Here is a 22,354-nt window from a genome sequence, read left to right as displayed (position 1 = left end):
ATGAAAACAGCTATTAAACATTTCGGGATCTTTGTGCAGCAGCAGGCGCTCTCCTGCCTGTTCCCGGTTTTGGTATTTGCCATGCTGGCACTTTCGCATTTGTTTACAGGCATTTTGCCCCGTTATGACTTTATGCTGATAGCCTGCCTGCTTATTCAGGCTGCTTTATATTACACCGGGATCGAAACTAAGGATGAAGTACTGGTAATTTGCATATTTCACCTGCTGGGCCTGGTAATGGAGCTCTTCAAAGTTCACTACGGCTCATGGGCCTATCCTGAATTTGCTTACCTGAAAATAGGCGGCGTTCCGCTATATAGCGGCTTTATGTATGCAAGCGTTGCCAGCTATATGTGCCAGGCCTGGCGGAGGCTTAACCTGCAAATACAAAGCTGGCCTAACCGTTATATTGCCCGCACGATAGGTATTTTGATATACTTTAATTTTTTTAGCAATCATTTTATGCCCGATATCCGCTATGGCATAGGCGTTCTGATCCTTTATTTTTTCAGGCGGTCGGTAGTAGTTTTTCATTTACAGGGAAAAGCCTGTCGCATACCAACAATAATATCATTTATGCTGATAGGTTTTTTCATCTGGCTTGCCGAAAATATAGCTACCCGACTTGGGGCCTGGCGCTATGCCTACCAGCACCATGCCTGGACAGTAGTAAATTATCAGAAAATAAGCTCCTGGGCCTTCCTGGTAATTGTAAGCTTTATCATTGTTGCCGAACTGAAATTATTAAAAGACAGCACAAAGCCGTTACCGGTGTTATCAGCTTAAATACTTTCACAATGGCAAGCTCGGTAATTTCAAGTAAAGGGGCTAAGCCGCAAAGGAACTTCTTTTTTCTTAGCGTCTTAACTTATGCCTAAAATAGCTTACTCACACAGCCACCAAATCCGAAATCGAAATTCCGAAATCCGAAATTATAATGAAATCATAGCTCTCTGATCACCCGGCACGGATTTCCTGCAGCAACTACATTTGCCGGAATACTTTTGGTCACCACACTTCCTGCACCTATTGTCGTATTATCACCTATGGTGACTCCGGGACAAACAATTACACCACCACCCAGCCACACGTTATTGCCAATAGTAATAGGTGCTGCATATTCAGGCCCTTTGATCCGTTCGGCAGCTATTACCGGGTGATAGGCTGTATAAAGCTGCACATTGGGCGCCAGGAACACGTTATCACCAAAGGTAACACGGGCACAATCCAATATAATACAGTTAAAATTAAGAAACAGGTTATCCCCGGCTATTATATTAAAGCCATAATCACAGTAAAAAGGCGATTGAATATCAATATTGCCTTTAAAGCTTCCCAGCAGTAGTTTTAACAGGGCTGTTTTGGTTTCCTTGTCATCATAGCTTGTTGCATTATATTGTGTAAACAATTGCCGGGCTTTTGAACGGGCGGCAACAAGTTCGGCATCCCCGGCATTGTACAGTTCGCCGGATGTCATTTTTTCAAGTTCAGTCATGGGTAATGTTTGCAGGTGCCGGTTACACGCAAATATAGGTGCTTAATATTTAAACCGGCAACTTGTCAATAATACAAACTCTGTTATACGTTGTATTACCAGGTCATTTACTGCAACAGGTGTGGTTAATGGTCCTGGACCTGGATTCATTTCAAATTTCAAAAACCATTCCTTTTTCGTTAAGTTATATTAATAGTTAACTTTTTATAAATAAAAAGAAAAAATATGAAAAATTTAAGAATAACAGCCGCAGCTATCGCCCTGTCATTAGCCGGCTCTTTGGTATTAGCTAACGAACACCAGGCTCAAAACACCGGTGTATCAGTAACAAAGTACACATTGACCACTGATACTGTGCCAGATAAAAATAAAAAGAAACCAAAAACGCCGGTACCCACACCAAAACCAACAGATCCTGTGCCAAGTCCAACGCCGACGCCGACACCTACTGATCCAAGTCGGGTACCAACTCCTGCGCCAACGCCAAACCCTTCACCAACACCCAGTACACCTAACCCTACACCGCAGCCAAATACGCCTAACCCAAGCCCTATACCAAATACGCCAAACCCAACAACACCAAGCCCGACACCTAATCCGTCGAGCCCAACCAGGCCAAGTCCTGGCCAATAATTACGGATCGGTTTTAAAAAAGAACGCCCCGGGATATTGCAACCCGGGGCGTTCATGTTATATTTTCTGATTTATTTAATTACTTACCTGGGTAAAGGTATAAGGCAGATTAGTGAATGTACCACCTAATATCTGCGACGTTTCAATAGATGCTATGGTACCATCATCATTATAGTTTACCTTTTTCGTGGTCATGCTATAGGTACCGGTTATCACATTTTTTGATGGATCTATAGAGGTAATTATGATAGAACCCGAACCTGGCTCAACCACACCCACCTGATTATAGGATGTACCGCCAGTTGATGTAAAGTAAGCCATATTTACCCTGTTGGTAGCGTCAACCTTATAAGTAGCCACCGGAAAAGTATTGACATTAGTAGCATTAGCATCACTTAAAGTAATCGTCCATTTTACTCTTTTCAGGTCAGCAGTACCAACTACATTAAATGATTTTGTTTTAGCAGTAGCATCATAATTTATAGTAGCGGTAACATCATCAGGGATCCATGATGTACCATTTATAGTTGCGGCAAGTATTTGGTCGGAAGTAGTGGAAGCAGAAGTAACAACGTCCTTTTTACAGCCCTGGAATATTATAGCTGATAAAACGAACAGCATTAATAGTTGGATTTTCCTCATATATAAATTTTATGCAAATAACGATGTTTAAGAAGTAATAATCACAACCGAAATTACTTTTTTCACATATTTTAACATTCGCCGGTATGGCCGCTTTTAATAGTTAAGCCCCAATTATAATACAATTCATTTTATTTAACCATATTAGGCCGAAATTTTTAAACATGATCAACGTAAACGAATATTTTGAAGGTGCCGTAAAATCACTGGCATACACCACTCCGCAAGGGCGCTCAACTATCGGCGTTATTGAACCCGGCGAATACGAATTTGGTACATCAAGCCACGAAACCATGACCGTAATTGAAGGCAGCCTTGAAGCTTTATTACCAGGCCAAAGCCAATGGCAGACATTTACCAACGGACAAGTATTTGAGGTTGAAGCAAATACTTCATTTAAAGTTAAAACAGAAGTGCAGAGTTCGTATTTGTGTACTTACAGATAGTTTATAACTATGGTTCATGGATCATAGTTGATGGTTCATAGGACCGATCAATAATTTGAAGCGAATGGTGCATTAGGAATAATAGGAGCGGATACGGCCCGTGGCTAATCCTGTGTAGTATAAGCGGATAGCCCGCCGCAGGCAACGCCCATTCAGTTGGCAGCTTAAAGTAGGCGGTTAGCCGTTTTTTTTTGTCTGAACCCGAATTAAACTACTCCTTCGTTTACCCTGCAAAGATATTGTGTGCCTCCGGTATGCCGAAAGTTCTCCTATCTTCCTCAATTAATCCAACTTTCAACCATGATCTATGAACCATCAACTATGAACTAACTTCCCAAATCCTACTAATCACATAGAGAAACACCACAAAATTTAATTTGGTTATAGCTAAAAAGTCAGCTTTAATAAATGTATTGTACAAGTTTGGTATAACTTTATATTGATTCTAAATAATTTTTTTCGTACTTTCATTTTGTACATCATAATATTTATCTCTTTTTGTTGAGATAATGTTAAATAATTATGATTTAAATAATTGATTTTTAGAAATCTTTAAAAATTACCGTAAATTTTATAATTTATTTGAGTTTTGGTAACTTCGTGGTTACACCCCTTATAAAATTGTAAACGGTTTAATTTAAACAATGGATCAAACTGATAGCCACCAGGGTCTTTACAGACCGGAATTTGAACACGATTCGTGCGGAACGGGATTTATAACCAATATCAACGGTCATAAAACCAACCAAATTATTGATAACGCGTTAACCATGCTCGAAAACATGGAACACCGCGGTGCGTGCGGATGCGACCCCGAGAGCGGGGACGGTGCGGGAATTTTAATACAATTGCCCCATGAGTTTTTAATGGAAGAATGCTCAAACCTTGAGATCAGCCTGCCGGAACCCGGCGAGTATGGTGTAGGTATGATATTTTTACCTAAAGATTCGGCCCAGAAAAAGGCCTGCCGTACCATTATTAACAATGCTATTGAAAAATTAGGCTTACATAAGCTGGGCGAGCGTAAGCTTACCGTTGATTCATCAGTTATTGGTGAAACAGCCCGCCAGGCCGAGCCTGATATTGAGCAAATTTATATTGCAAGGCCACATCATATTACCAACGCCGATGATTTTGAACGCAAATTATTCGTGCTCAGAAGGTATATCAACAAAACCATTACTGAAACGGTAGCCGGCGCTTCTGATAATTTTTATTTTACATCGTTAAGCTGTAAAACAATTATTTACAAAGGGCAGCTTACTACCTACCAATTGCGTAAATACTATACTGATCTTTCTGATCCGCGTATTGCATCGGGCTTTGCCATGATCCACTCGCGTTTCTCTACCAATACTTTCCCTTCATGGAAACTGGCCCAACCATTCCGCTTAATTGCGCATAACGGCGAGATCAATACCCTTACAGGTAACTTAAACTGGTTTTATGCCGGCCTGAAATCATACGCTTCGTCATACTTTACTGCCGAAGAAATGGATATGTTGTTGCCGGTGATTGATAACAACCAGTCGGATTCTGCCTGTCTGGATAATATTATTGAAATATTGTTGCACTCCGGCCGTTCATTGCCACATGTAATGATGATGCTGGTACCTGAAGCATGGGACGGCAACGAAGCTATGGATCCGCTTAAAAAAGCTTTCTATGAGTTCCACGCTACCCTGATGGAGCCATGGGATGGTCCTGCCGCTATTACCTTTACCGATGGTAAACTGGTAGGTGCCCTGCTTGACCGTAACGGCTTGCGCCCGCTGCGTTTCGTGATCACCAATGATGGTCGTGTAATAGCAGCTTCTGAAGCAGGTACGTTAACTATCGACGAAAGCACTGTTTTACGTAAAGGCCGTCTGCAGCCGGGTAAAATGCTGTTGATCGATACTGAAAAAGGCCGTATCATCACTGATGAGGAGATCAAGAAACAAGTTGCTTCACAGCAGCCATACGGCCGCTGGTTAGAGAACTATAAAATTAACCTGAGCGAGCTTTCAGAACCGCGTTTGGCTTTCGCCAGCCTGTCTGAAGCTTCTGTTTACCGTTACCAGCAGGTATTTGGCTACAGCCGTGAGGATATCGACACCATCATTAAACCGATGGCCCTTGATGGCAAGGAGCCTGTAGGTTCAATGGGAACCGACGTTCCTTTGGCTATCCTTTCGGATAAACCTCAGCACCTGTCAAGCTATTTCAAACAATTCTTCGCACAGGTAACCAACCCACCAATCGACCCGATCCGTGAGCGTTTGGTGATGAGCCTTGCTACCTTTATCGGTAATAATGGCAACCTGTTAGACGAAGATAAAATGCATTGCCATTGTGTGGTTTTGAAACACCCGATATTGAAAAACCACCAGTTAGAAAAACTGCGTAGTATTGATACCGGCCTGTTCCACGCTAAAACGCTGCAAACATACTTTAAGGCTGATGGCCTGCCTGGTTCATTGGAAAAAGGTATAGCACGCCTTTGCCGCTACGCCGAAGATGCTGTTGACGACGGCTTTGAGGTATTGATCCTTTCAGATCGTGCGGTTGACTCTGAGCATGCCCCTATCCCTACCCTACTGGCTGTTTCAGCAGTACACCACCACCTGATCCGCAAAGGTCGCCGTGGTGCTGTTGGCCTGGTTGTTGAAACCGGCGATGCGTGGGAAGTTCACCACTTTGCCTGCTTACTGGCCTTTGGTGCAACTGCTATCAATCCATACCTTGCGCTTTCAACCATTGAAACGCTTAAGAACAATGGTAGCCTTGAAACCAGCTACGAGCTTAAAAAGCTGCAAAACAACTATGTTAAATCTATTAACGACGGCTTATTGAAGATCTTCTCAAAAATGGGAATCTCCACATTGCAGTCATACCATGGTGCACAGGTATTCGAGATCCTTGGTTTAAACAAAACCGTTGTCGACAAGTACTTCCACGGCGCAGTTACCCGTATAGGCGGTTTAGGCCTCGACGAAATTGCCCGCGAAGCGCTTTGTAAACACAAAATGGGTTTTGAAGCCAAAGGGGCAGACAACCTGCTACCTGAAGGCGGTATTTACCAGTGGAAACGCCGCGGTGAAGCCCACTTGTTTAATCCTACTACTGTTCACCTGTTGCAACATGCTACACGCAGCAACAGCTACGAGGTATATAAAAACTATGCTAAGGCAGTAAACGAGCAAACTGAAAAACACTTCACCATCCGTGGTTTACTTGATTTTGCCCACCATCGCGAATCAATCAGCATTGATGAGGTTGAACCTGCAGAAAGCATCATGAAGCGTTTTGCTACAGGTGCCATGTCGTTCGGCTCTATCTCGCACGAAGCGCACAGCACTATGGCCATTGCCATGAACCGCATTGGCGGTAAAAGCAATACAGGCGAAGGCGGTGAGGACGAAATGCGTTATGACAAGCTGCCAAACGGCGATTCATTACGTTCGGCTATTAAACAGGTAGCATCAGGCCGTTTTGGGGTAACTTCAAACTACCTTACCAACGCGGATGAGTTACAGATAAAAATGGCGCAGGGCGCAAAACCAGGCGAAGGCGGTCAGCTGCCGGGCCACAAGGTTGACGACTGGATCGCTAAAACCCGTCACTCTACTCCGGGTGTAGGTTTGATCTCACCTCCGCCGCACCACGATATTTACTCTATCGAAGATTTGGCACAGCTTATCTTCGATCTTAAAAATGCTAACCGTGCTGCCCGTATCAACGTTAAGCTGGTATCAAAAGCCGGTGTAGGTACAATTGCAGCCGGTGTTGCCAAAGCACACGCGGATGTGATCCTGATTGCAGGCTACGACGGAGGTACTGGTGCATCGCCAATAAGCTCTATCAAACATGCTGGCTTACCATGGGAACTTGGCTTAACCGAAGCTCACCAAACACTGGTACGTAATAAACTGCGCAGCCGTGTGGTACTACAAACAGACGGTCAACTGAAAACTGGTCGCGATTTGGCAATCGCAGCCCTGATGGGCGCCGAAGAATGGGGCGTGGCTACTGCTGCCCTTGTTGCCGGCGGCTGTATCATGATGCGTAAATGCCACCTGAATACCTGCCCTGTTGGTGTGGCAACACAAGATCCAGAATTACGTAAATTATTTTCAGGCAAACCTGAGCATATCGTTAACTTGTTCCGCTTTATGGCCGAAGAGTTGCGCGAGATCATGGCCGAGCTTGGTTTCCGTACTATTCATGAAATGGTTGGCCGCGTACAGTTCCTGAAAGTGAAAGATAACCTGCAAAGCTGGAAAGCCAAAAAGATTGACTTGAGCGGCATCCTGCACCCGGTTACCAACACCAAAGGTATGACCTTGTATAACAGTGAATCACAGGATCACGGCATGGCCAATATCCTTGACTGGAAACTATGGGAAGCTGCGAAGCCTGCTATTGAAGATAAAACACCGGTATTTGCTTCGTTTGATGTGATCAACGTTGACCGCACCATCGGTACCTTGTTATCTAACGAGATTTCTAAAGTTTATGGTTCGGCTGGTTTACCTGACAATACCGTTAACTTCAAATTCAAAGGTTCGGCTGGTCAAAGTTTTGCAGCATTCACCACTAAAGGTGTTTCTTTCGAGCTGGAAGGCGAAGCTAACGACTATGTAGGTAAAGGCCTTTCCGGTGCCCAGATAGCTGTTTATCCTGCTGCTAATGCAACCTTTGTACCTGAAGATAACATCATCATCGGTAACGTAGCCCTTTATGGTGCTACATCAGGTGAGTTGTTTGTAGGCGGTATGGCCGGCGAACGTTTCGCAGTACGTAACTCCGGCGCTACCACTGTTGTTGAAGGTATCGGCGACCATGGTTGCGAGTACATGACCGGTGGTCGTGCGCTTATCCTTGGTAATACTGGCCGCAACTTTGCAGCCGGTATGAGCGGAGGTATAGCATGGGTTTACAATCCTGAAGGTACGTTTGCAGAAAACTGCAATACTGAGATGGTTGACCTTGACCCGCTAAGTGTACAAGACGAAGAGCAGATCCTCACCCTGCTGCGTAAACACATCACCTTAACCGGCAGCAAGCTGGCGCAAAAGATACTAAACAACTGGAATGAAGCATCAACCCAGTTTGTGAAAGTGTTCCCGAGAGAGTATAAAAAAGTATTAGAGAAATTACAATATCAAACCATAGGCTAAGAAATGGGAAAACCTACAGGATTTCAGGAGTTTAATCGCGAACTTCCATCAAAAGTTCCGGCTGCTGAACGCGTTAAGAACTATAACGAATTTGTGAATTTATATACTGAAGAGAAGCTTAACCAGCAATCGGCCAGGTGTATGAATTGCGGTATCCCTTTCTGCCATTCGGGATGCCCCCTTGGTAATATCATTCCTGAGTTTAACGACGCCGTGTATCGTAAAAACTGGGAAGAAGCTTACCATATATTATCATCAACTAATAACTTCCCTGAGTTTACAGGCCGTATCTGCCCTGCCCCATGCGAATCTGCATGCGTGTTAGGCATCAACAAGCCGCCTGTTGCTATTGAGGAAATTGAGCGCCACATCATTGAGATTGCTTACGAGAAAAACCTTGTAAAACCAACTGCACCGCTTGTTAAAACGGGCAAAAAGGTAGCCGTTGTAGGTTCGGGCCCTGCGGGCCTGGCCGCTGCTGCACAATTGGTGAAAGTTGGCCACACCGTTACCGTTTACGAACGTGATGACCGTGCAGGTGGTTTATTACGCTATGGCATACCCGATTTTAAACTGGAAAAATGGGTTGTTGAGCGCCGTGTTGAGGTAATGGAAAAAGATGGCGTTGTATTTAAATACAACAGCGAGGTTGGTGTAAACGTAGCTGCTGATGAACTGGTACGCAACAACGATGCCGTGATTTTAGCAGGGGGTTCCACCATTCCGCGTAACCTTAACATTCCTGGCCGTGAGTTAAAAGGCATCCATTTTGCAATGGATTTCCTGAAACAGCAAAACAAACGTGTTAGCAATATTGAAGTTACTGCCGAAGATATTATAGCTACAGGTAAAGACGTAGTGGTAATTGGCGGTGGTGACACCGGGTCGGACTGTGTGGGTACTTCAAACCGCCAGGGTGCTGCATCAATCAAGCAATTTGAGGTGATGTTCCAGCCGCCGGCTCAGCGTACACAGCATATGCCATGGCCTACATACCCAATGGTACTGAAAACTACCAGCTCACACGAGGAAGGTGCCGACCGTTTCTGGGGTGTTAATACTTTAGAGTTTTTAGGCGATGAAGAAGGTAACCTGCGTGCCCTGAGAGTGGTTGATGTTGAATGGGAACAGGATTTTATGGGTCGCCCTGTAAAATTCCATGTAGTTGAAGGTTCGGAGCGTGAAATCCCTTGTCAGCGTGTATTCCTGGCTATGGGTTTCTTACATCCACAGCATGATACTTTCATCAGCCAGCTTGGCGTTGAAATTGACGACCGTAAAAACGTTAAAGCCAAAGAAGGTGTTTACCGTACCAACGTAAGCAAAGTGTTTACAGCAGGCGATATGCGCCGCGGACAATCACTGGTGGTTTGGGCTATATCTGAAGGCCGCGAAGCTGCCCGCAAGGTTGACGAGTTTTTAATGGGCCACTCTCTGCTGGAAAGTAAAGACGCCGTTAACCAGTTCGACCAGGTGTTTTAGTGTTAGAGATTGGAGGTTTGAGATTAGAGGTTAGTTATTTTTAACTCACAAAGTAGATATCTCCTTATCATATTGTTTTAATTAAAAGCCGGGCGTTTGCCCGGCTTTGTTGTTTTTTACTTTTCCAGATACTCTTTAAGCGAAATACTCGTAATATGTGTCCAGCCGGCAACAAAGTTTTCTTTCTTGAAGGCATCCAGCGGCGGGAAGGTTTCGAGTCCGCTATGGGTAAGTATCAATTTAGTACCCTCCCCTTCCGGGAACAGTTCCCAGGTAACTTCCGAATCGCCTTCGTAGCCATCATATCGCCAGGTATAAGCAATGGTTTTACCCTCAACAACTTTAGTTACCCGGCACAGGTGACGATATTGAAAATTATTGTTATCTCCGGCCGTAAATTCAAATTCAAAACCTACCTCGGGTTTAAACTCGGCAAGGTCGAAATACCATTCTTTCATTTTTTCTCTAACGGTAATGGCTTCCCATACCTTTTGAATGGGCGCCAAATAAACACGTTCAATTACAAATGGTTGTGTGCTCATAGTTTGTTGTTTTTATGGTTATCTGTATTTTGTTCGTTGGTTAAAAAAGCGTCGAGGGCATCGAGTTTCTGCGTCCAAAACCAGCGGTATTGCTCTGCCCAGTCTGTAACCTGCTTTAACTGTTTCAAATCAGCATGGCAATAGCGTTCCCTCCCCTGTTGCTTAATAACGAGCAAGCCGCATTCGGTTAATATTTTTATGTGTTTGGATACAGCCGGCCTGCTGATATCAAAATTATCGGCCACGGCATTAAGGTTCATTTGCCGGCTGGCCAGCAGGTTAATGATCTCACGGCGGGTTGGGTCGGCAATGGCCTGGAAAACATCTCTTCGCATAGTAACAGAACGGAAACATGAAACCGTTCGGTTACAAATATAAATGAAACCATTTGGTTACGCAATATCTATTTTAATTTTCTTAAAAAGACGCAACACGCACCTACAGGGTGCTACTTTACTTTCAACATACTTATTTACAAGCATATGCAATACACCCCTATACTCAAATCATTTCATGATTAGCCAAATAAGGGATATGGGAAGCAATCGGCAGCGCCTATACCATAGGTAATTTTACGTAGTGAAAATTGGGTGATTATACCTATTTCGGGGTATTGTTTTTTGCCATATTTTTATCACACCTGAATGTTTAATGCAATTTAATACAATGGCAGTACGTATAGTATCTATAAAAACCGACACCACACCGCACGATAACCCGTATGTGGCCATCGACTCACTTGAATGGATCAACGAGCGGATCAATGTAAAAGGCCTCACCGAAAGGTCGAAACTTTATGACTGGATAAAACATGAGGATGGTGAGGCTTACATTATTGATGACAAAGGCAATAAAACCAGCTTGATCCCTGCTGTTTGCCCCAAGGGCAACAAGTATGTGAAGACTGTTTACGACGAATCGAAACCCGACTATCTGCTCGGCTTACCGGAATGCGCCTGAAAAGTTGCTACCAGTTTTTAAAAGGATGAACGCTTAACCTGGCATTATAATACCGATCATCGCCGGTTACCTCAGTTGTTACCCATGGCGGCAGTTCAAACTCTTCATCCTCGCTACCAAGTTCAATTTCGGCCATCAGTAAGCCCTGGTTATCGCCTAAAAACTCGTCAACTTCCCAAAGTTTACCAGCATAAGTAATGCGGTAGCGGTATTTTTCCAACTCGGAGGCGGCAAAATTATCAAGCAATTGAACGCCATCGGCTGCGGGAATAGTATATTCAAACTCACTCCGGCTAAAACCTGCTGTACTCCCTTTTATGGTGATATATGCTTCGGTATCAGTAACCCGTACCCTTATTGTTTTCTTTTCATCACTAAAAATGTACCCCTGCCTGAAATGCATTGCCTCCGGCTTTGTTACTTGCTGCCATTTCTCCTGATCTACCAAAAATTTACGTTCTATTTCAATTGCCATCAGCTTATATCAGATTTACTTACAATCTGCAATTTTAGCATTATTTAACATTTGGGCGTTGGTAAATATCATATATTTATAACATATCTAACCTATATGCTAATTGCTAAACCTTTTACAAATTTAACCTGCATTGTATTGACTTTGTTTTGCCTTGGCTGTAAACACCGCAACATTGTTAAACATGACGGCGAAAAAGATCTGATCTCATTTAAACCTGTCTTTGGCATCAGCTATACCGAAATTGCGCGGCGTTCACAAAACGGGCTATCATTTAACCATTTTGGTTACCAGTTAGAACCGGAATGGAAAATGCGATTTGTTTCAAATGATTCTACCAGTATCTATAGCCCAACAAAAAAGCAGTTCATCAATTTCCCCCTTACCCGTGGTTATGACTCTATTTTTAATACAGCCCGCACCTGGCTCAAAGTTAAAACCATGACCAAAGACAGCATGATCATTGAATTGCTCAAGGCCTATGCAGATTCGGTTGATACGCGCGGCGCTAAAGTTTACATGGTTTTTTATGCGGATAAGTATATAAACAATGTACTTCATGGCGATTTAAGCAAATGCAAAAGCCCGAGTAAAAAAGACTCTGTTTACATACAATGGTTAACCGATGCCGCAAATAAAAATGTTAACAAGGCCTTTGCCGCCCGGCAGCCCGTCGAACTTAAAAGTAAAAGCCCGTTGATTACCATCAGTACACGTTACACAGAGCCAACCATGCTTAACAACTTCGATGCCTCTTACGATTATATGAACCCCGAGTTTGATATTACCATCAATAAAGCTTACAGCAATTTTTACTATTCATTCTCCATGTTTGTTGATCCGGCCGGGCAAATACATTATGGAAGACCCCTTACGGTATTTACAGAAAAAAGCTACGAAGAAAATTATATTCACCTCTCTACAGCGGTAATGAACAGTTACCTTAAATACTACCTGAACTTTATTCCCGGTAAAACACTTGGTATAGTGCATACCAGCGAGATTGCCGTTCATGTTACAGGAAACCGGGGCGTGTAGATTTAAGTCACGGGGTTATGTAACCTCCTCATTTTAGCGTTCATAATACGTCATATATTTAACAAATACCTATATGATAACTAACAAACCTGTAGCAAAATTAACCTGCATCGTTTTGGCTTTGCTTTGCATGGGCTGCAAACAACGTAACATTGTTAAACACAATGGCGAAAAAGACCTGATTTCCTTTAAACCTGTATTGGGTATCAGCTATACAGAGATAGCGCGCAGATCAGATAATGGGCTATCATTCAATAACTCCGGTTATCAATTAGAGCCGCAATGGAAAATGCAATTCGTTTCCAATGATTCAGCCAGTATTTATAGTCCGGCTAAAAAACAATTCATCAATTTTCCGCTTACCCGCGGATATGATTCTGTTTTTAATACCGCCCGCGCCTGGTTAAAAGTTAAAACCATGACTAAGGATAGCATGATCATCGAAATGCTTAAAGCCCACGGCGATTCGGTTGATACTCGCGGCGCAAAGGTTTATATGATTTTTTATGCCGATAATTATATTAAAAACACACTTCATGGCGATTTGAGCAAATGTAAAAGCCCAAACCGTAAAGACAGCTTGTACATAAAATCATTAACCGTTATTGCCAATACGGATTATAATAAAGCATTTGCCGCCCGGCAACCCGTTGAGCTCAAAAGCAGAAGCGCTTTAGTTACGTTTACCAGGCGCCATGTAGAACCAACAATGCTCAATAATTTCAGCACGACCGATGACTACATGCGCCCCGAGTTTGACATCACAGTTAAGAAGGCTTATACCAATTTTGATTATTCGTTTTCGATAATTGTAGACACAGCCGGACAACTACATTATGGGAAGCCAATTATCTTTTTTTTAGAAAAAGAACGTATACCAGCGTATAACCACTATTCAACAGCAGTGATGAACAGCTACCTTAGATATTACCTGAATTTCATTCCCGGTAAAACGCTTAGTATTGCACATGCCAGTGAGATAGCAGTTCATGTTAACGGGAGAACAGGAGTATAGGTTTAAATTAAGAAATTATATAAATTCCATTACACAGCAGCGATTTTTTAGCCGTTTATTGAATTATCTATATCTTTAGCGGCAATGCTATCCATCAATCTTAGAACGTTAAAACCGTCAGCATTTGGGCTGCTCATCATTATATCTGCCTTTATTTCAGGTTGCGGCAGCGGCCCTTCAGGTAACAAGAAAAGAGAGTTGATCTCCTTTAAACCTTACAATGGCATCAACTACTCTGAAGTATCCAGGCGTCAAAAAAACGGTCTTTCGTTTAACGAATACGGTTATCAACTGGAGCCACAATGGAAGCTAAAATTTGTATCAGACGATTCGATAAGCATTTTCAGTCCAACAAAAAATGCTTTTATTAATTTCCCGCTAACACGTGGCTATGATTCAATCTTCAACGCAGCGCGCTCATGGTTAAAGATAAGGCAAATCAATAAAGACAGTATCACCATGGAGATCCTGATCCAAAAAGGTGATTCACTTGATGTTAAAGGCACCAAGGTGTTCATGCGATTTTTTGCTGATAATTATGTAAAAAACGTTTTGCACACCGATACCAGTACATTAAGAAGGCCAAGCCGTGCCGATACTGTATTCATCCGTTCGCTTGCCGCTAAAGCAACTGCAGATTATACCAAGGCTTTTGCAGCCAGACAGCCGGCTATAATAACCAGCAAAAGCCCGCTGGTAACCGTGTCTCGCCGCACTACCAAACCGGACATACTTAATAATTTCGATAACTCTGACGATTACCTTGACCCTACTTACGACATCGTGATCAAAAATGCCTATAAGGATTTCTATTTTTCCTTCACCATGTATGTTGATGATAAAGGCAGTTTGTACTACGGCGCCCCGCTTGTTGGATTTAACGGCGACCAGGAAAGAGAAGCCGATTATATTCATACCTCAAAAGCCGTTGTGGACAGCTACTTTAAATTTTACCTTAATGTAAAGCCTGGTACTACTCTGGGCATCATTCACTCAAGCATGGTTTCGGTACATGTTGAGGGCAAGGCCAAAACTGCAGCCAAGTAACAATTGTGCTATTTTGTATAAGCGTATAGCTTTTAGCGTTTAACTTTCGCAAGCGGCTAAAAAAGCATTTGTAAAAAAGTGTTAAATAAACGGCCGCTAAAAATGCAATACGGCTAAATGTTTATATTAGCCCCTGTTACTTCTTTAACTTATATTGATGATCATACGTCGATTTTTACTCCTATTATGCCTGTTAACCGCCTTTGGCGCATCTGTTTTTGCCCAGCAGGATAGCATCCCCCTAACAACCATAATCGAAAAAACAAGCAAGTTTATCAGCAGCTACCCTATCGAGAAAGTTTACCTGCATACAGATAAACCTTATTACGCTGTTGGCGATACTATTTGGTTTAAGGCCTATGTAACCATTGAAAAGCACCAGCCATCGGCATTGAGCCGTATTGTTTATGTCGACCTGATCAACAACCGCGATTCCGTAGTTGAGAGTCAGCGCATTGCAGTTACAAATGGTTTTGCAAGTGGTAACATTGTGCTTAACGGAGATACTTATAAACAAGGAGCTTACCGCCTGCGAAGCTACACCAACTGGATGCGTAATTTTGACCCGGATTATTTTTATGACCATACTTTTAATGTTGGCAATGCCATAGATAACCAGGTACGCACCAACATCACTTATAAAAGTTCAAGCAAAAGAACAGGTGTTAAAGTTGATGCCACTATCCTTTACAAAGGGCCGGACAATAGTCCGTATGCCAACAAAAAAGTAAACTGGCAACTGATGAAAAACGGCGACCCTGTAAGCAAAGGCCACGGCATTACTGACGATAAAGGCGTTTTGCAGGTTGACCTGCCCGAAAGCCAGGCCGATGTAATTACCGGCGGTATCCTGGTTACATCCATTGACGTTGGCGACCGTAAAACTATCAGCAGCAGCTTTTCCATGCGTACAGCCGTTAAAGGCTATGATGTGCAGTTTTTTCCGGAAGGAGGGCAGCTAACCAACGGGATCCGCACTAAAGTTGCTTTTAAGGCTATAGCCTCAAGCGGACTGGGCGTAGATATCAAAGGAACCATTGTCGATGATAAAGGCGCTGAGGTTGCCCAGATCAGCAGTGCTCATTTAGGAATGGGCATCTTCGCTATCACTCCTGACATCGAAAGATCGTACAAAGCAAACATTACTTTCCCCGATGGATCACAGGCTACCTATAATTTGCCGCGCGTACAATCAATGGGAATAAATATTGCCGTGTACAACAATGATCCAACCAATCTCACTGTAAAAATATCGGCTAACGATTTGTTTTTTCAGCGCAAACAAAACAAAAGTTTTTACCTGGTAGCGCAAAGCGGCGGTGTTATTTACTATGCAGCGCAAACTGTACTACAAAGCACGGTTTATTCGGCCAATATCCCTAAAAGTAAGTTCCCTACGGGTATTGTGCAGGTAACGTTGTTTTCATCTGGCGGATATGCTCTGTGCGAGCGGATTGTGTTTATTCAGCATAACGACCAGATGAACCTGGCCCTTAAAACTGATAAACCATCATACACTACAAGGGGCAACGTTAAGATCACTGTATCGGCAAAAAACAATACAACCCCGGCCGAAGGCAGCTTTTCGGTAGCTGTTGTTGATGATGGTACAGTACCGTCAAATGAAGATGCAGAATCAACCATATTGAGTAATATGCTGCTCACCTCCGATCTGAAAGGGTACATCGAAAAACCGAACTATTATTTCAATAAACCCGATGATGAAAAACTGACCAACCTGGATATTTTGATGCTTACCCAGGGTTACCGTCGTTTTGATTATGAGGATATACTTGCCGACAAAAATCCGCCTATATACCTTATGCCGGAGCAAGGCATTGACATAACAGGAACATTGAGGACCAATGCAGGTCTCCCGGTAGCCAAAGGCAGCTTAAGGTTGCTGATTCCAGATAAAAACTTTTCGGCAGAAACAATTACCGATATGTCGGGCAATTTTAAATTCTCAAACGTGAATGTGCCGGATACATCAAAAATTACACTGAGTGCCCGTAACAATCCTAACGGGCGCAACATGGTCATATCGGTTAATGGCGAAGCTTATCAAAAACTGAGCAAAAACAACAACATCCCCGATGAGATCCTGAACATTGACAGTACTTTCCGCCCTTATTTAAAAAACAGCTATAAGCAATATCAAAGTTCACGTACCATAAAAGAAGTTGTTGTAAAATCAACCAAGATCGTAAAAAAAGCCAGTCATGCTGATTATGGCACCTTCTCAGGTTTACCTATGCAGGCCGATCATGAAGTATCGGCACAACAATTACAGGGCTGCCCTTTGTTGTTAAACTGTTTATCAACCATGGCAATGGGCCTTACCTATATCGACAACAATTTTTATGTTACCCGCGATTACAATGCCGGCGGCCGCACCCCGGTGCAGGTATATGTAGGCAGCCTGCCTGTTGATGCCAACTTTTTATCAAGCATACAATCGAGCGAGGTTGAATCTGTAGAGATCTTTTTAAATGATGGGGTAAGCGGCATCAACCGCAGTACCCAAACCAAGGGCGTACTGGTGATTAACAAAAAGGTTGTTAAAAAACAAAAAATAACACTTGCACAATTACAGGAACTTATCCCCAAACAAAATGTGATCACTTTTGCAGTGCAGGGTTACACCAAAGCCAAAGAGTTTTACTCGCCTAAATATGATGTAACCAAAGCAGGCACACTTGGCGGCGACTTACGTAATACTATTTATTGGAAACCTAACGTAATTACCGATAAAGCAACCGGCACTGCAACCATCAGCTTCTTTAACAGCGATCAACGCGGCTCATACCGTGCTATAATTGAAGGGATTGACGCCGAAGGTAATATCGGCCGAAGTGTGATACATTATAACGTAAAATAAGATAACTCAACCCCGGTTATTATACTTTGAAAACCCTGATCGTTTAAGCAGCAATCGGGGTTTTCCATTTATACCTATTCAGTGTTTTTTTCAAAAAGCTTTAAGCCTTGTGCATTAAGCTTTTACCTATTAATAGTTTATATTAGTACAACCAATTAATTTAAACATTATCATCATGAATTTTCAACTTATCAACTGGCTGGCCGTCGTGGTTGCAGCATTATCCGCGTTTTTAGTTGGCGGTATCTGGTACTCTCCTGCCCTGTTTGCCAATGCATGGATGGCAGATAATAAACTAACCAGTGCCGAATTACAAGCTTCCAACAAAGGCAGGGCCTTTGGCTTTACAGCCTTCTTTTCTATCATTATGGCTGTAAACCTTGCTATGTTTTTAGCCGATGCAAAAACCGATCTTGCCTGGGGAGCTACAGCAGGTTTCCTTGCCGGTATCTGGACATTCTGCGCTATCGCTATTCACAGCCTGTTTGAGCTCAAAAGCTGGCGGCTGATATTCATAAACGGCGGCTATAGCGTAGTGTCCTTAACCCTGATGGGATTGATATTAGGGGCCTGGAGATAAGATGATTCACTAATAGAAAACAAATTTATGCGAATTGCACAGATAGTCATCGAGCTTTAATTTGTGTAATTCGTTCACAAATGACATTGATGTTATACATTCCATGAACAATACTGATGCTTTTTAGTTGAACTTTACAGTAGTCAATCCAAAATACTTTACCATGGCAAATACAACAAGTTCATTTGAAAAGACATTCACCATTGGTGGCGACATTACCATTAATCGTTTAGGTTACGGCGCAATGCGTATTACAGGTCCCGGCATCTGGGGACCGCCGAAAGATAAAGACGAAAGCATCCGTGTATTAAAACGCGCTGTCGAGCTGGGCGTAAACTTCATTGATACGGCCGATAGCTATGGGCCAAATGTATCGGAAGAATTAATTGCCAAAGCCCTGCACCCGTACCCTACCGACCTCCTGATAGGTACCAAAGGCGGCTTATTACGTACCGGTCCCAACGAATGGCCTGTGGATGCTTCGCCAAAGCATTTGAAGGAAGCTCTTGAAGGCAGCCTGAAACGCCTCCAGGTTGATCGTATAGATCTGTACCAGCTACACCGCATTGACCCTAAAGTTCCTGCCGAAAAATCATTTGAGTTTTTGCAAAAAGCACAGCAGGAAGGTAAGATCAGGCATATAGGCTTATCTGAAGTAAGCGTTGACGATATTAAGCTTGCCCAGCAATACTTTGAAGTAGTATCGGTACAAAACATGTACAGCGTTGATAACCGCAAATGGGAGGCCGAACTGGAATACACCCGCGATCATAACATCGCCTTCATTCCATGGTTCCCGCTTGGCGGCGGCAACGTACAGGGCGAAGACATATTAAGCCGTATTGCGGCCAAACATGATGCTACCATTCACCAGGTGGCATTAAGCTGGTTATTGCATCATTCGCCAAACATACTGCTTATTCCCGGCACATCAAGTGTTAAACATTTGGAGGAGAATATGAGAACCGCCGATATTCAACTGTCAGATGATGATATAGATGTATTGAACAGCCTGTCTGAAGCATAAATAAAACAATTTTAGCTCTTCAAATTGAAAAGAATGAACACCGGCAGCTATTATGAAACATCAATCCTAAATGAAAAGTAAAGAAGAAATACTGAACAACTATAACACTACCGGCAAAGATGGCCTGCCTGAAATATCAGCCGAAGACCTGCTCAACGCCATGGAAGCCTACAAACAACAATGGGCCGAAGCGGCTTTTAATGCAGCAAGGAAACACCGTAACGAAGCTTACGAGTTTGAAACTTTTAATGATTTTATGGCGAGCACCCAGGCTACGGAGCAGGTGCAGGATAATTTCGGTGCTATGATAACCGCGGTAGCTGATAATGTAGTTGCCAATTTTTTGCCGGATGACAGTTCGATAAATGAGTTTGATTTTAATTTTACGATGCAGGGCAAGGGTTATACTGCTTTTTATGCCAAAGATGCTCAGGGATACTGGCAAATGAGCAGATGGTCGGAACAGTAGGCAGGGGCAGTTTTGAGTTAGCAGTTTGCAGTGAAAATCTGTTTGACATTCTGTGATATTCGCTGTCCGAAGTCCCAGGCATCGAACAGCGGAGTTTTTTGTCACTGCAAACTGCACACTAATGACTGCAAACCGCCTTAAACGTCGGCCACTTTAAATGGCTTTACATCAACACTTTCCCATACTTTTTGAGTAACATACGGATCATTTTGTTTCCAGGCTTCCATCTCTTCGTCGGTTTCAAACTGTACTATCATGGTTGAGCCAATCATCTTGCCTTCTTCGTTCAACATGGCTCCTCCTAACACAAAATTACCATTGGCTTTTAAAGCCCTGGCACCATCAAGATGATGAGGGCGTGCGCCTAAACGACGTTCAAATGCTTCGGCGTCGGTATAATCATAGGCAGTAACGAGATATTGTTTCATGGATATCTATTTTAATTGGTACTTAAATACATGCCTGCAGCTTTGGCGCCTGCATGTTTTATCAGGTCCGAATATCCGCAAAACTATCCCATTAAAATGAATTAAAAATTAAATTAAATTTATAACTGTAAAGTTGACAATTTTTACAATATTTGTTTTCCGAAAAACCAACCTGAATAATGAAGAATAATTTGCACCAGGAATTTATTAAGATCTTTAACAAAGAAGCAGACAACGCGTACTTTTCACCCGGTCGTGTAAACCTTATCGGCGAGCATATTGACTATAACGGCGGTTTGGTTATGCCATGTGCTATTACTTTTGGTACTTATTTACTAACCTCCCCTAATGAGGATGGCATTTTCCGGTTCAGGAGTTTAAATTTTAGTGAGCAAAAAGATATCCCGCTGCAAATCAGTTATGAAAAAACCGGCGAAAACTGGTTTAACTTTCCTATCGGTGTTATTGACCGCTTTATAAAGGATGGTCATCCGTTAAAAGGCCTGGATATGCTATTTTATGGCGATATCCCAATTGGCTCAGGTTTGTCATCATCAGCTTCAATCGAGGTGGTTACCTCCTATGCACTTAACGACCTGTTTAACAGCGGCTACAGCAAGCTCGACCTGGTTAAACTGTCAAAAGATGTAGAAAACAACTTTATAGGTGTTAACTGCGGTATCATGGACCAGTTTGCAGTTGCCTTTGGCGAAAAGAACAAAGCCCTGATGCTTAACTGCGATACCCTGGATTACCAGGCTGTTGACAGCAATCTTGGCGATTATGTACTTGCCATTATCAACACTAATAAACCCCGCAAACTGGCCGAATCAAAATACAACGAACGCGTAGAAGAATGCCAGGCAGCCCTAATGGCCTTGCAACAGCAACTGGACATTAAATATCTTTGCGAGATCAATAGCACTACTTTTGAACAATACAAACACCTGATAACCGATCCGGTTGTACTGAAACGCGCAAAACACGTAATTGAAGAGAACGACCGTGTAAAACTGGCCGCAACGGCCCTTGCAGATAACAACCTGACCGAGTTTGGCAGGCTAATGTACGCCTCACATGATTCCCTGCGCGATTTATATGAAGTAAGCGGTGTTGAACTGGACGCTGTTGCCGAATACAGCAAAACCAACCCTGATGTTGCGGGTGCCCGTATGACGGGTGCAGGTTTTGGCGGTTGTGCTATAGCATTGGTAAAAGGTGATGCTTTCGACAAATTCAGCAAGGAAGTAACCGAATATTACACGCAAAAAATTGGCTATGCACCTTCAGTTTATAGCTCTCTTATTGGCGATGGTGTAGGCGAACTGGCTTCAGTAGCTAACTAACGGCTTTTTTGTATTTTTGCACTTGGTTCATAGTTGATAGTTCATGGTTCATAGCCTGTTATTAAACAAATATTGGCTATGAACTACGGTCTATGAACCATGAACTAAAGAGTATGCGCAAATTAAAATTGGACGAGCTGAACCGGGCTACGGTTGATGAATTTAAAGCACAGGATAAATTGCCGGTAGCAGTAGTGCTGGATAATGTGCGGAGTATGCACAATATCGGCTCTATTTTCCGCACCTCCGATGGTTTTGCAGTTAAACAAATCTGCCTTTGCGGTATTACCGCCCAACCACCTCATCGCGAAATTGAAAAAACAGCCCTTGGCGCAACCCAATCAGTAAACTGGACTTATTACGAAACTCCTTTGCAGGCTGTTGAACAATTACGTAACGATGGCTACCAGATTATAGCCATTGAACAAGCCGAAAACAGCACCATGCTTCACGAGTTTAAACCTGCCGAAGATGGTAAATACGCCCTGATTTTTGGCAACGAGGTAAACGGCGTAAGCGATGAAGTAATGCAAGCGATTGACGCCTGTATCGAGATTCCTCAGTTTGGCACCAAGCATTCGTTCAACATAGTTGTATCAGCAGGAATAGTACTTTGGGACTTTTTTGCCAAGATGGCGATATAGAACCTCACCCAAACCCTCTCCTTTAGAGAGGGCTTAAAAAAT

21 protein-coding genes are annotated in these 22,354 nt (G+C 43.0%); 14 read left to right on the top strand and 7 right to left on the bottom strand.

Annotated features, from left to right (window positions below):
* On the top strand, positions 1 to 786 hold the full coding sequence (locus tag DIU38_RS05385) for a DUF817 domain-containing protein (RefSeq protein WP_112655533.1): 786 nt from the start codon (positions 1 to 3) through the stop codon (positions 784 to 786).
* A 157-nt stretch (positions 787 to 943) separates the two neighbouring features.
* On the opposite strand, the gene DIU38_RS05380 is transcribed toward DIU38_RS05385, so the two are convergent.
* From DIU38_RS05380 to DIU38_RS05370, 3 genes are all read right to left on the bottom strand, one after another.
* The gene (locus DIU38_RS05380) at positions 944 to 1,495 is read right to left on the bottom strand and encodes a sugar O-acetyltransferase (RefSeq protein WP_112655531.1); all 552 of its coding nucleotides are present in this window, start codon (positions 1,493 to 1,495) and stop codon (positions 944 to 946) included.
* Positions 1,496 to 1,800: 305 nt separating this feature from the next.
* The gene (locus DIU38_RS32905) at positions 1,801 to 2,184 is read right to left on the bottom strand and encodes a hypothetical protein (RefSeq protein ID WP_167516086.1); all 384 of its coding nucleotides are present in this window, start codon (positions 2,182 to 2,184) and stop codon (positions 1,801 to 1,803) included.
* 19 nt (positions 2,185 to 2,203) lie between these two features.
* Positions 2,204 to 2,770 (bottom strand): DUF6252 family protein, encoded by a 567-nt coding sequence (locus DIU38_RS05370; RefSeq protein ID WP_139159961.1) that lies wholly within the window; start codon positions 2,768 to 2,770, stop codon positions 2,204 to 2,206.
* A gap of 164 nt (positions 2,771 to 2,934) precedes the next feature.
* Here DIU38_RS05370 and ppnP point away from each other — a divergent pair, with 164 nt between their 5' ends.
* The 3 genes from ppnP (at position 2,935) to DIU38_RS05355 (ending at position 9,860) form a co-directional block, all read left to right on the top strand.
* The gene (gene ppnP, locus DIU38_RS05365) at positions 2,935 to 3,216 is read left to right on the top strand and encodes a pyrimidine/purine nucleoside phosphorylase (RefSeq protein WP_091162376.1); all 282 of its coding nucleotides are present in this window, start codon (positions 2,935 to 2,937) and stop codon (positions 3,214 to 3,216) included.
* Between the two features lie 644 nt (positions 3,217 to 3,860).
* The gene (gene gltB, locus DIU38_RS05360) at positions 3,861 to 8,378 is read left to right on the top strand and encodes a glutamate synthase large subunit (protein ID WP_112655529.1); all 4,518 of its coding nucleotides are present in this window, start codon (positions 3,861 to 3,863) and stop codon (positions 8,376 to 8,378) included.
* Positions 8,379 to 8,381: 3 nt separating this feature from the next.
* Complete coding sequence (locus DIU38_RS05355) at positions 8,382 to 9,860, top strand: glutamate synthase subunit beta (RefSeq protein ID WP_112655527.1); 1,479 nt, start codon at positions 8,382 to 8,384, stop codon at positions 9,858 to 9,860.
* Positions 9,861 to 9,976: 116 nt separating this feature from the next.
* On the opposite strand, the gene DIU38_RS05350 is transcribed toward DIU38_RS05355, so the two are convergent.
* Positions 9,977 to 10,402, bottom strand: coding sequence for an SRPBCC family protein (locus tag DIU38_RS05350; RefSeq protein ID WP_112655525.1), 426 nt, complete (start codon positions 10,400 to 10,402; stop codon positions 9,977 to 9,979).
* Entirely contained in the window at positions 10,399 to 10,737 is a 339-nt protein-coding gene (locus tag DIU38_RS05345) for an ArsR/SmtB family transcription factor (protein ID WP_112655523.1), read from the bottom strand. Before DIU38_RS05345 ends, DIU38_RS05350 begins: the two co-directional genes overlap by 4 nt.
* 331 nt (positions 10,738 to 11,068) lie before the next feature.
* Here DIU38_RS05345 and DIU38_RS05340 point away from each other — a divergent pair, with 331 nt between their 5' ends.
* Positions 11,069 to 11,362 (top strand): hypothetical protein, encoded by a 294-nt coding sequence (locus DIU38_RS05340; protein WP_146750297.1) that lies wholly within the window; start codon positions 11,069 to 11,071, stop codon positions 11,360 to 11,362.
* A 7-nt stretch (positions 11,363 to 11,369) separates the two neighbouring features.
* Here DIU38_RS05340 and DIU38_RS05335 read toward each other — a convergent pair whose 3' ends face one another.
* Positions 11,370 to 11,837 (bottom strand): CYTH domain-containing protein, encoded by a 468-nt coding sequence (locus DIU38_RS05335; RefSeq protein WP_112655519.1) that lies wholly within the window; start codon positions 11,835 to 11,837, stop codon positions 11,370 to 11,372.
* Between the two features lie 96 nt (positions 11,838 to 11,933).
* Here DIU38_RS05335 and DIU38_RS05330 point away from each other — a divergent pair, with 96 nt between their 5' ends.
* The 7 genes from DIU38_RS05330 to DIU38_RS05300 all read left to right on the top strand — a co-directional run bounded on the left by DIU38_RS05330 (position 11,934) and on the right by DIU38_RS05300 (position 19,894).
* The gene (locus DIU38_RS05330) at positions 11,934 to 12,875 is read left to right on the top strand and encodes a hypothetical protein (RefSeq protein WP_112655517.1); all 942 of its coding nucleotides are present in this window, start codon (positions 11,934 to 11,936) and stop codon (positions 12,873 to 12,875) included.
* A gap of 73 nt (positions 12,876 to 12,948) precedes the next feature.
* Complete coding sequence (locus tag DIU38_RS05325) at positions 12,949 to 13,890, top strand: hypothetical protein (RefSeq protein ID WP_112655515.1); 942 nt, start codon at positions 12,949 to 12,951, stop codon at positions 13,888 to 13,890.
* 84 nt (positions 13,891 to 13,974) lie between these two features.
* Positions 13,975 to 14,937 carry a hypothetical protein gene (locus tag DIU38_RS05320; protein ID WP_112655513.1) on the top strand — a complete coding sequence of 321 codons (963 nt, stop codon included), beginning with the start codon at positions 13,975 to 13,977 and terminating at the stop codon, positions 14,935 to 14,937.
* 157 nt (positions 14,938 to 15,094) lie between these two features.
* Positions 15,095 to 17,818 (top strand): carboxypeptidase regulatory-like domain-containing protein, encoded by a 2,724-nt coding sequence (locus DIU38_RS05315; protein ID WP_112655511.1) that lies wholly within the window; start codon positions 15,095 to 15,097, stop codon positions 17,816 to 17,818.
* Between the two features lie 175 nt (positions 17,819 to 17,993).
* Complete coding sequence (locus tag DIU38_RS05310; protein ID WP_112655509.1) at positions 17,994 to 18,398, top strand: DUF1761 domain-containing protein; 405 nt, start codon at positions 17,994 to 17,996, stop codon at positions 18,396 to 18,398.
* A gap of 163 nt (positions 18,399 to 18,561) precedes the next feature.
* Positions 18,562 to 19,425 (top strand): aldo/keto reductase, encoded by an 864-nt coding sequence (locus DIU38_RS05305; RefSeq protein ID WP_112655507.1) that lies wholly within the window; start codon positions 18,562 to 18,564, stop codon positions 19,423 to 19,425.
* A gap of 70 nt (positions 19,426 to 19,495) precedes the next feature.
* The gene (locus tag DIU38_RS05300) at positions 19,496 to 19,894 is read left to right on the top strand and encodes a hypothetical protein (RefSeq protein ID WP_112655505.1); all 399 of its coding nucleotides are present in this window, start codon (positions 19,496 to 19,498) and stop codon (positions 19,892 to 19,894) included.
* 137 nt (positions 19,895 to 20,031) lie between these two features.
* On the opposite strand, the gene DIU38_RS05295 is transcribed toward DIU38_RS05300, so the two are convergent.
* A complete protein-coding gene (locus DIU38_RS05295; RefSeq protein ID WP_091162351.1) occupies positions 20,032 to 20,322 on the bottom strand; it encodes a YciI family protein in 291 nt (96 codons plus the stop codon).
* A gap of 179 nt (positions 20,323 to 20,501) precedes the next feature.
* On the opposite strand from DIU38_RS05295, the gene DIU38_RS05290 reads away from it, so the two are divergent.
* Entirely contained in the window at positions 20,502 to 21,668 is a 1,167-nt protein-coding gene (locus DIU38_RS05290) for a galactokinase (protein ID WP_112655503.1), read from the top strand.
* Between the two features lie 113 nt (positions 21,669 to 21,781).
* Positions 21,782 to 22,312, top strand: coding sequence for an RNA methyltransferase (locus DIU38_RS05285; RefSeq protein WP_112655545.1), 531 nt, complete (start codon positions 21,782 to 21,784; stop codon positions 22,310 to 22,312).
* The last annotated feature ends 42 nt before the right edge of the window (positions 22,313 to 22,354 follow it).

This window comes from Mucilaginibacter metallidurans (assembly GCF_003286435.2).
Classification (GTDB): domain Bacteria; phylum Bacteroidota; class Bacteroidia; order Sphingobacteriales; family Sphingobacteriaceae; genus Mucilaginibacter; species Mucilaginibacter gossypii.
This window is presented reverse-complemented; position numbering and strand designations above follow the sequence as displayed.

Coding starts and splice junctions, on each gene's coding strand:
- DIU38_RS05385 (WP_112655533.1), top strand. CDS start 1: ATGAAAACAGCTATTAAACATTTCGGGATCTTTGTGCAGCAGCAGGCG.
- DIU38_RS05380 (WP_112655531.1), bottom strand. CDS start 1,495: ATGACTGAACTTGAAAAAATGACATCCGGCGAACTGTACAATGCCGGG.
- DIU38_RS32905 (WP_167516086.1), bottom strand. CDS start 2,184: ATGAACGCCCCGGGTTGCAATATCCCGGGGCGTTCTTTTTTAAAACCG.
- DIU38_RS05370 (WP_139159961.1), bottom strand. CDS start 2,770: ATGAGGAAAATCCAACTATTAATGCTGTTCGTTTTATCAGCTATAATA.
- ppnP (WP_091162376.1), top strand. CDS start 2,935: ATGATCAACGTAAACGAATATTTTGAAGGTGCCGTAAAATCACTGGCA.
- gltB (WP_112655529.1), top strand. CDS start 3,861: ATGGATCAAACTGATAGCCACCAGGGTCTTTACAGACCGGAATTTGAA.
- DIU38_RS05355 (WP_112655527.1), top strand. CDS start 8,382: ATGGGAAAACCTACAGGATTTCAGGAGTTTAATCGCGAACTTCCATCA.
- DIU38_RS05350 (WP_112655525.1), bottom strand. CDS start 10,402: ATGAGCACACAACCATTTGTAATTGAACGTGTTTATTTGGCGCCCATT.
- DIU38_RS05345 (WP_112655523.1), bottom strand. CDS start 10,737: ATGCGAAGAGATGTTTTCCAGGCCATTGCCGACCCAACCCGCCGTGAG.
- DIU38_RS05340 (WP_146750297.1), top strand. CDS start 11,069: ATGGCAGTACGTATAGTATCTATAAAAACCGACACCACACCGCACGAT.
- DIU38_RS05335 (WP_112655519.1), bottom strand. CDS start 11,837: ATGGCAATTGAAATAGAACGTAAATTTTTGGTAGATCAGGAGAAATGG.
- DIU38_RS05330 (WP_112655517.1), top strand. CDS start 11,934: ATGCTAATTGCTAAACCTTTTACAAATTTAACCTGCATTGTATTGACT.
- DIU38_RS05325 (WP_112655515.1), top strand. CDS start 12,949: ATGATAACTAACAAACCTGTAGCAAAATTAACCTGCATCGTTTTGGCT.
- DIU38_RS05320 (WP_112655513.1), top strand. CDS start 13,975: ATGCTATCCATCAATCTTAGAACGTTAAAACCGTCAGCATTTGGGCTG.
- DIU38_RS05315 (WP_112655511.1), top strand. CDS start 15,095: ATGATCATACGTCGATTTTTACTCCTATTATGCCTGTTAACCGCCTTT.
- DIU38_RS05310 (WP_112655509.1), top strand. CDS start 17,994: ATGAATTTTCAACTTATCAACTGGCTGGCCGTCGTGGTTGCAGCATTA.
- DIU38_RS05305 (WP_112655507.1), top strand. CDS start 18,562: ATGGCAAATACAACAAGTTCATTTGAAAAGACATTCACCATTGGTGGC.
- DIU38_RS05300 (WP_112655505.1), top strand. CDS start 19,496: ATGAAAAGTAAAGAAGAAATACTGAACAACTATAACACTACCGGCAAA.
- DIU38_RS05295 (WP_091162351.1), bottom strand. CDS start 20,322: ATGAAACAATATCTCGTTACTGCCTATGATTATACCGACGCCGAAGCA.
- DIU38_RS05290 (WP_112655503.1), top strand. CDS start 20,502: ATGAAGAATAATTTGCACCAGGAATTTATTAAGATCTTTAACAAAGAA.
- DIU38_RS05285 (WP_112655545.1), top strand. CDS start 21,782: ATGCGCAAATTAAAATTGGACGAGCTGAACCGGGCTACGGTTGATGAA.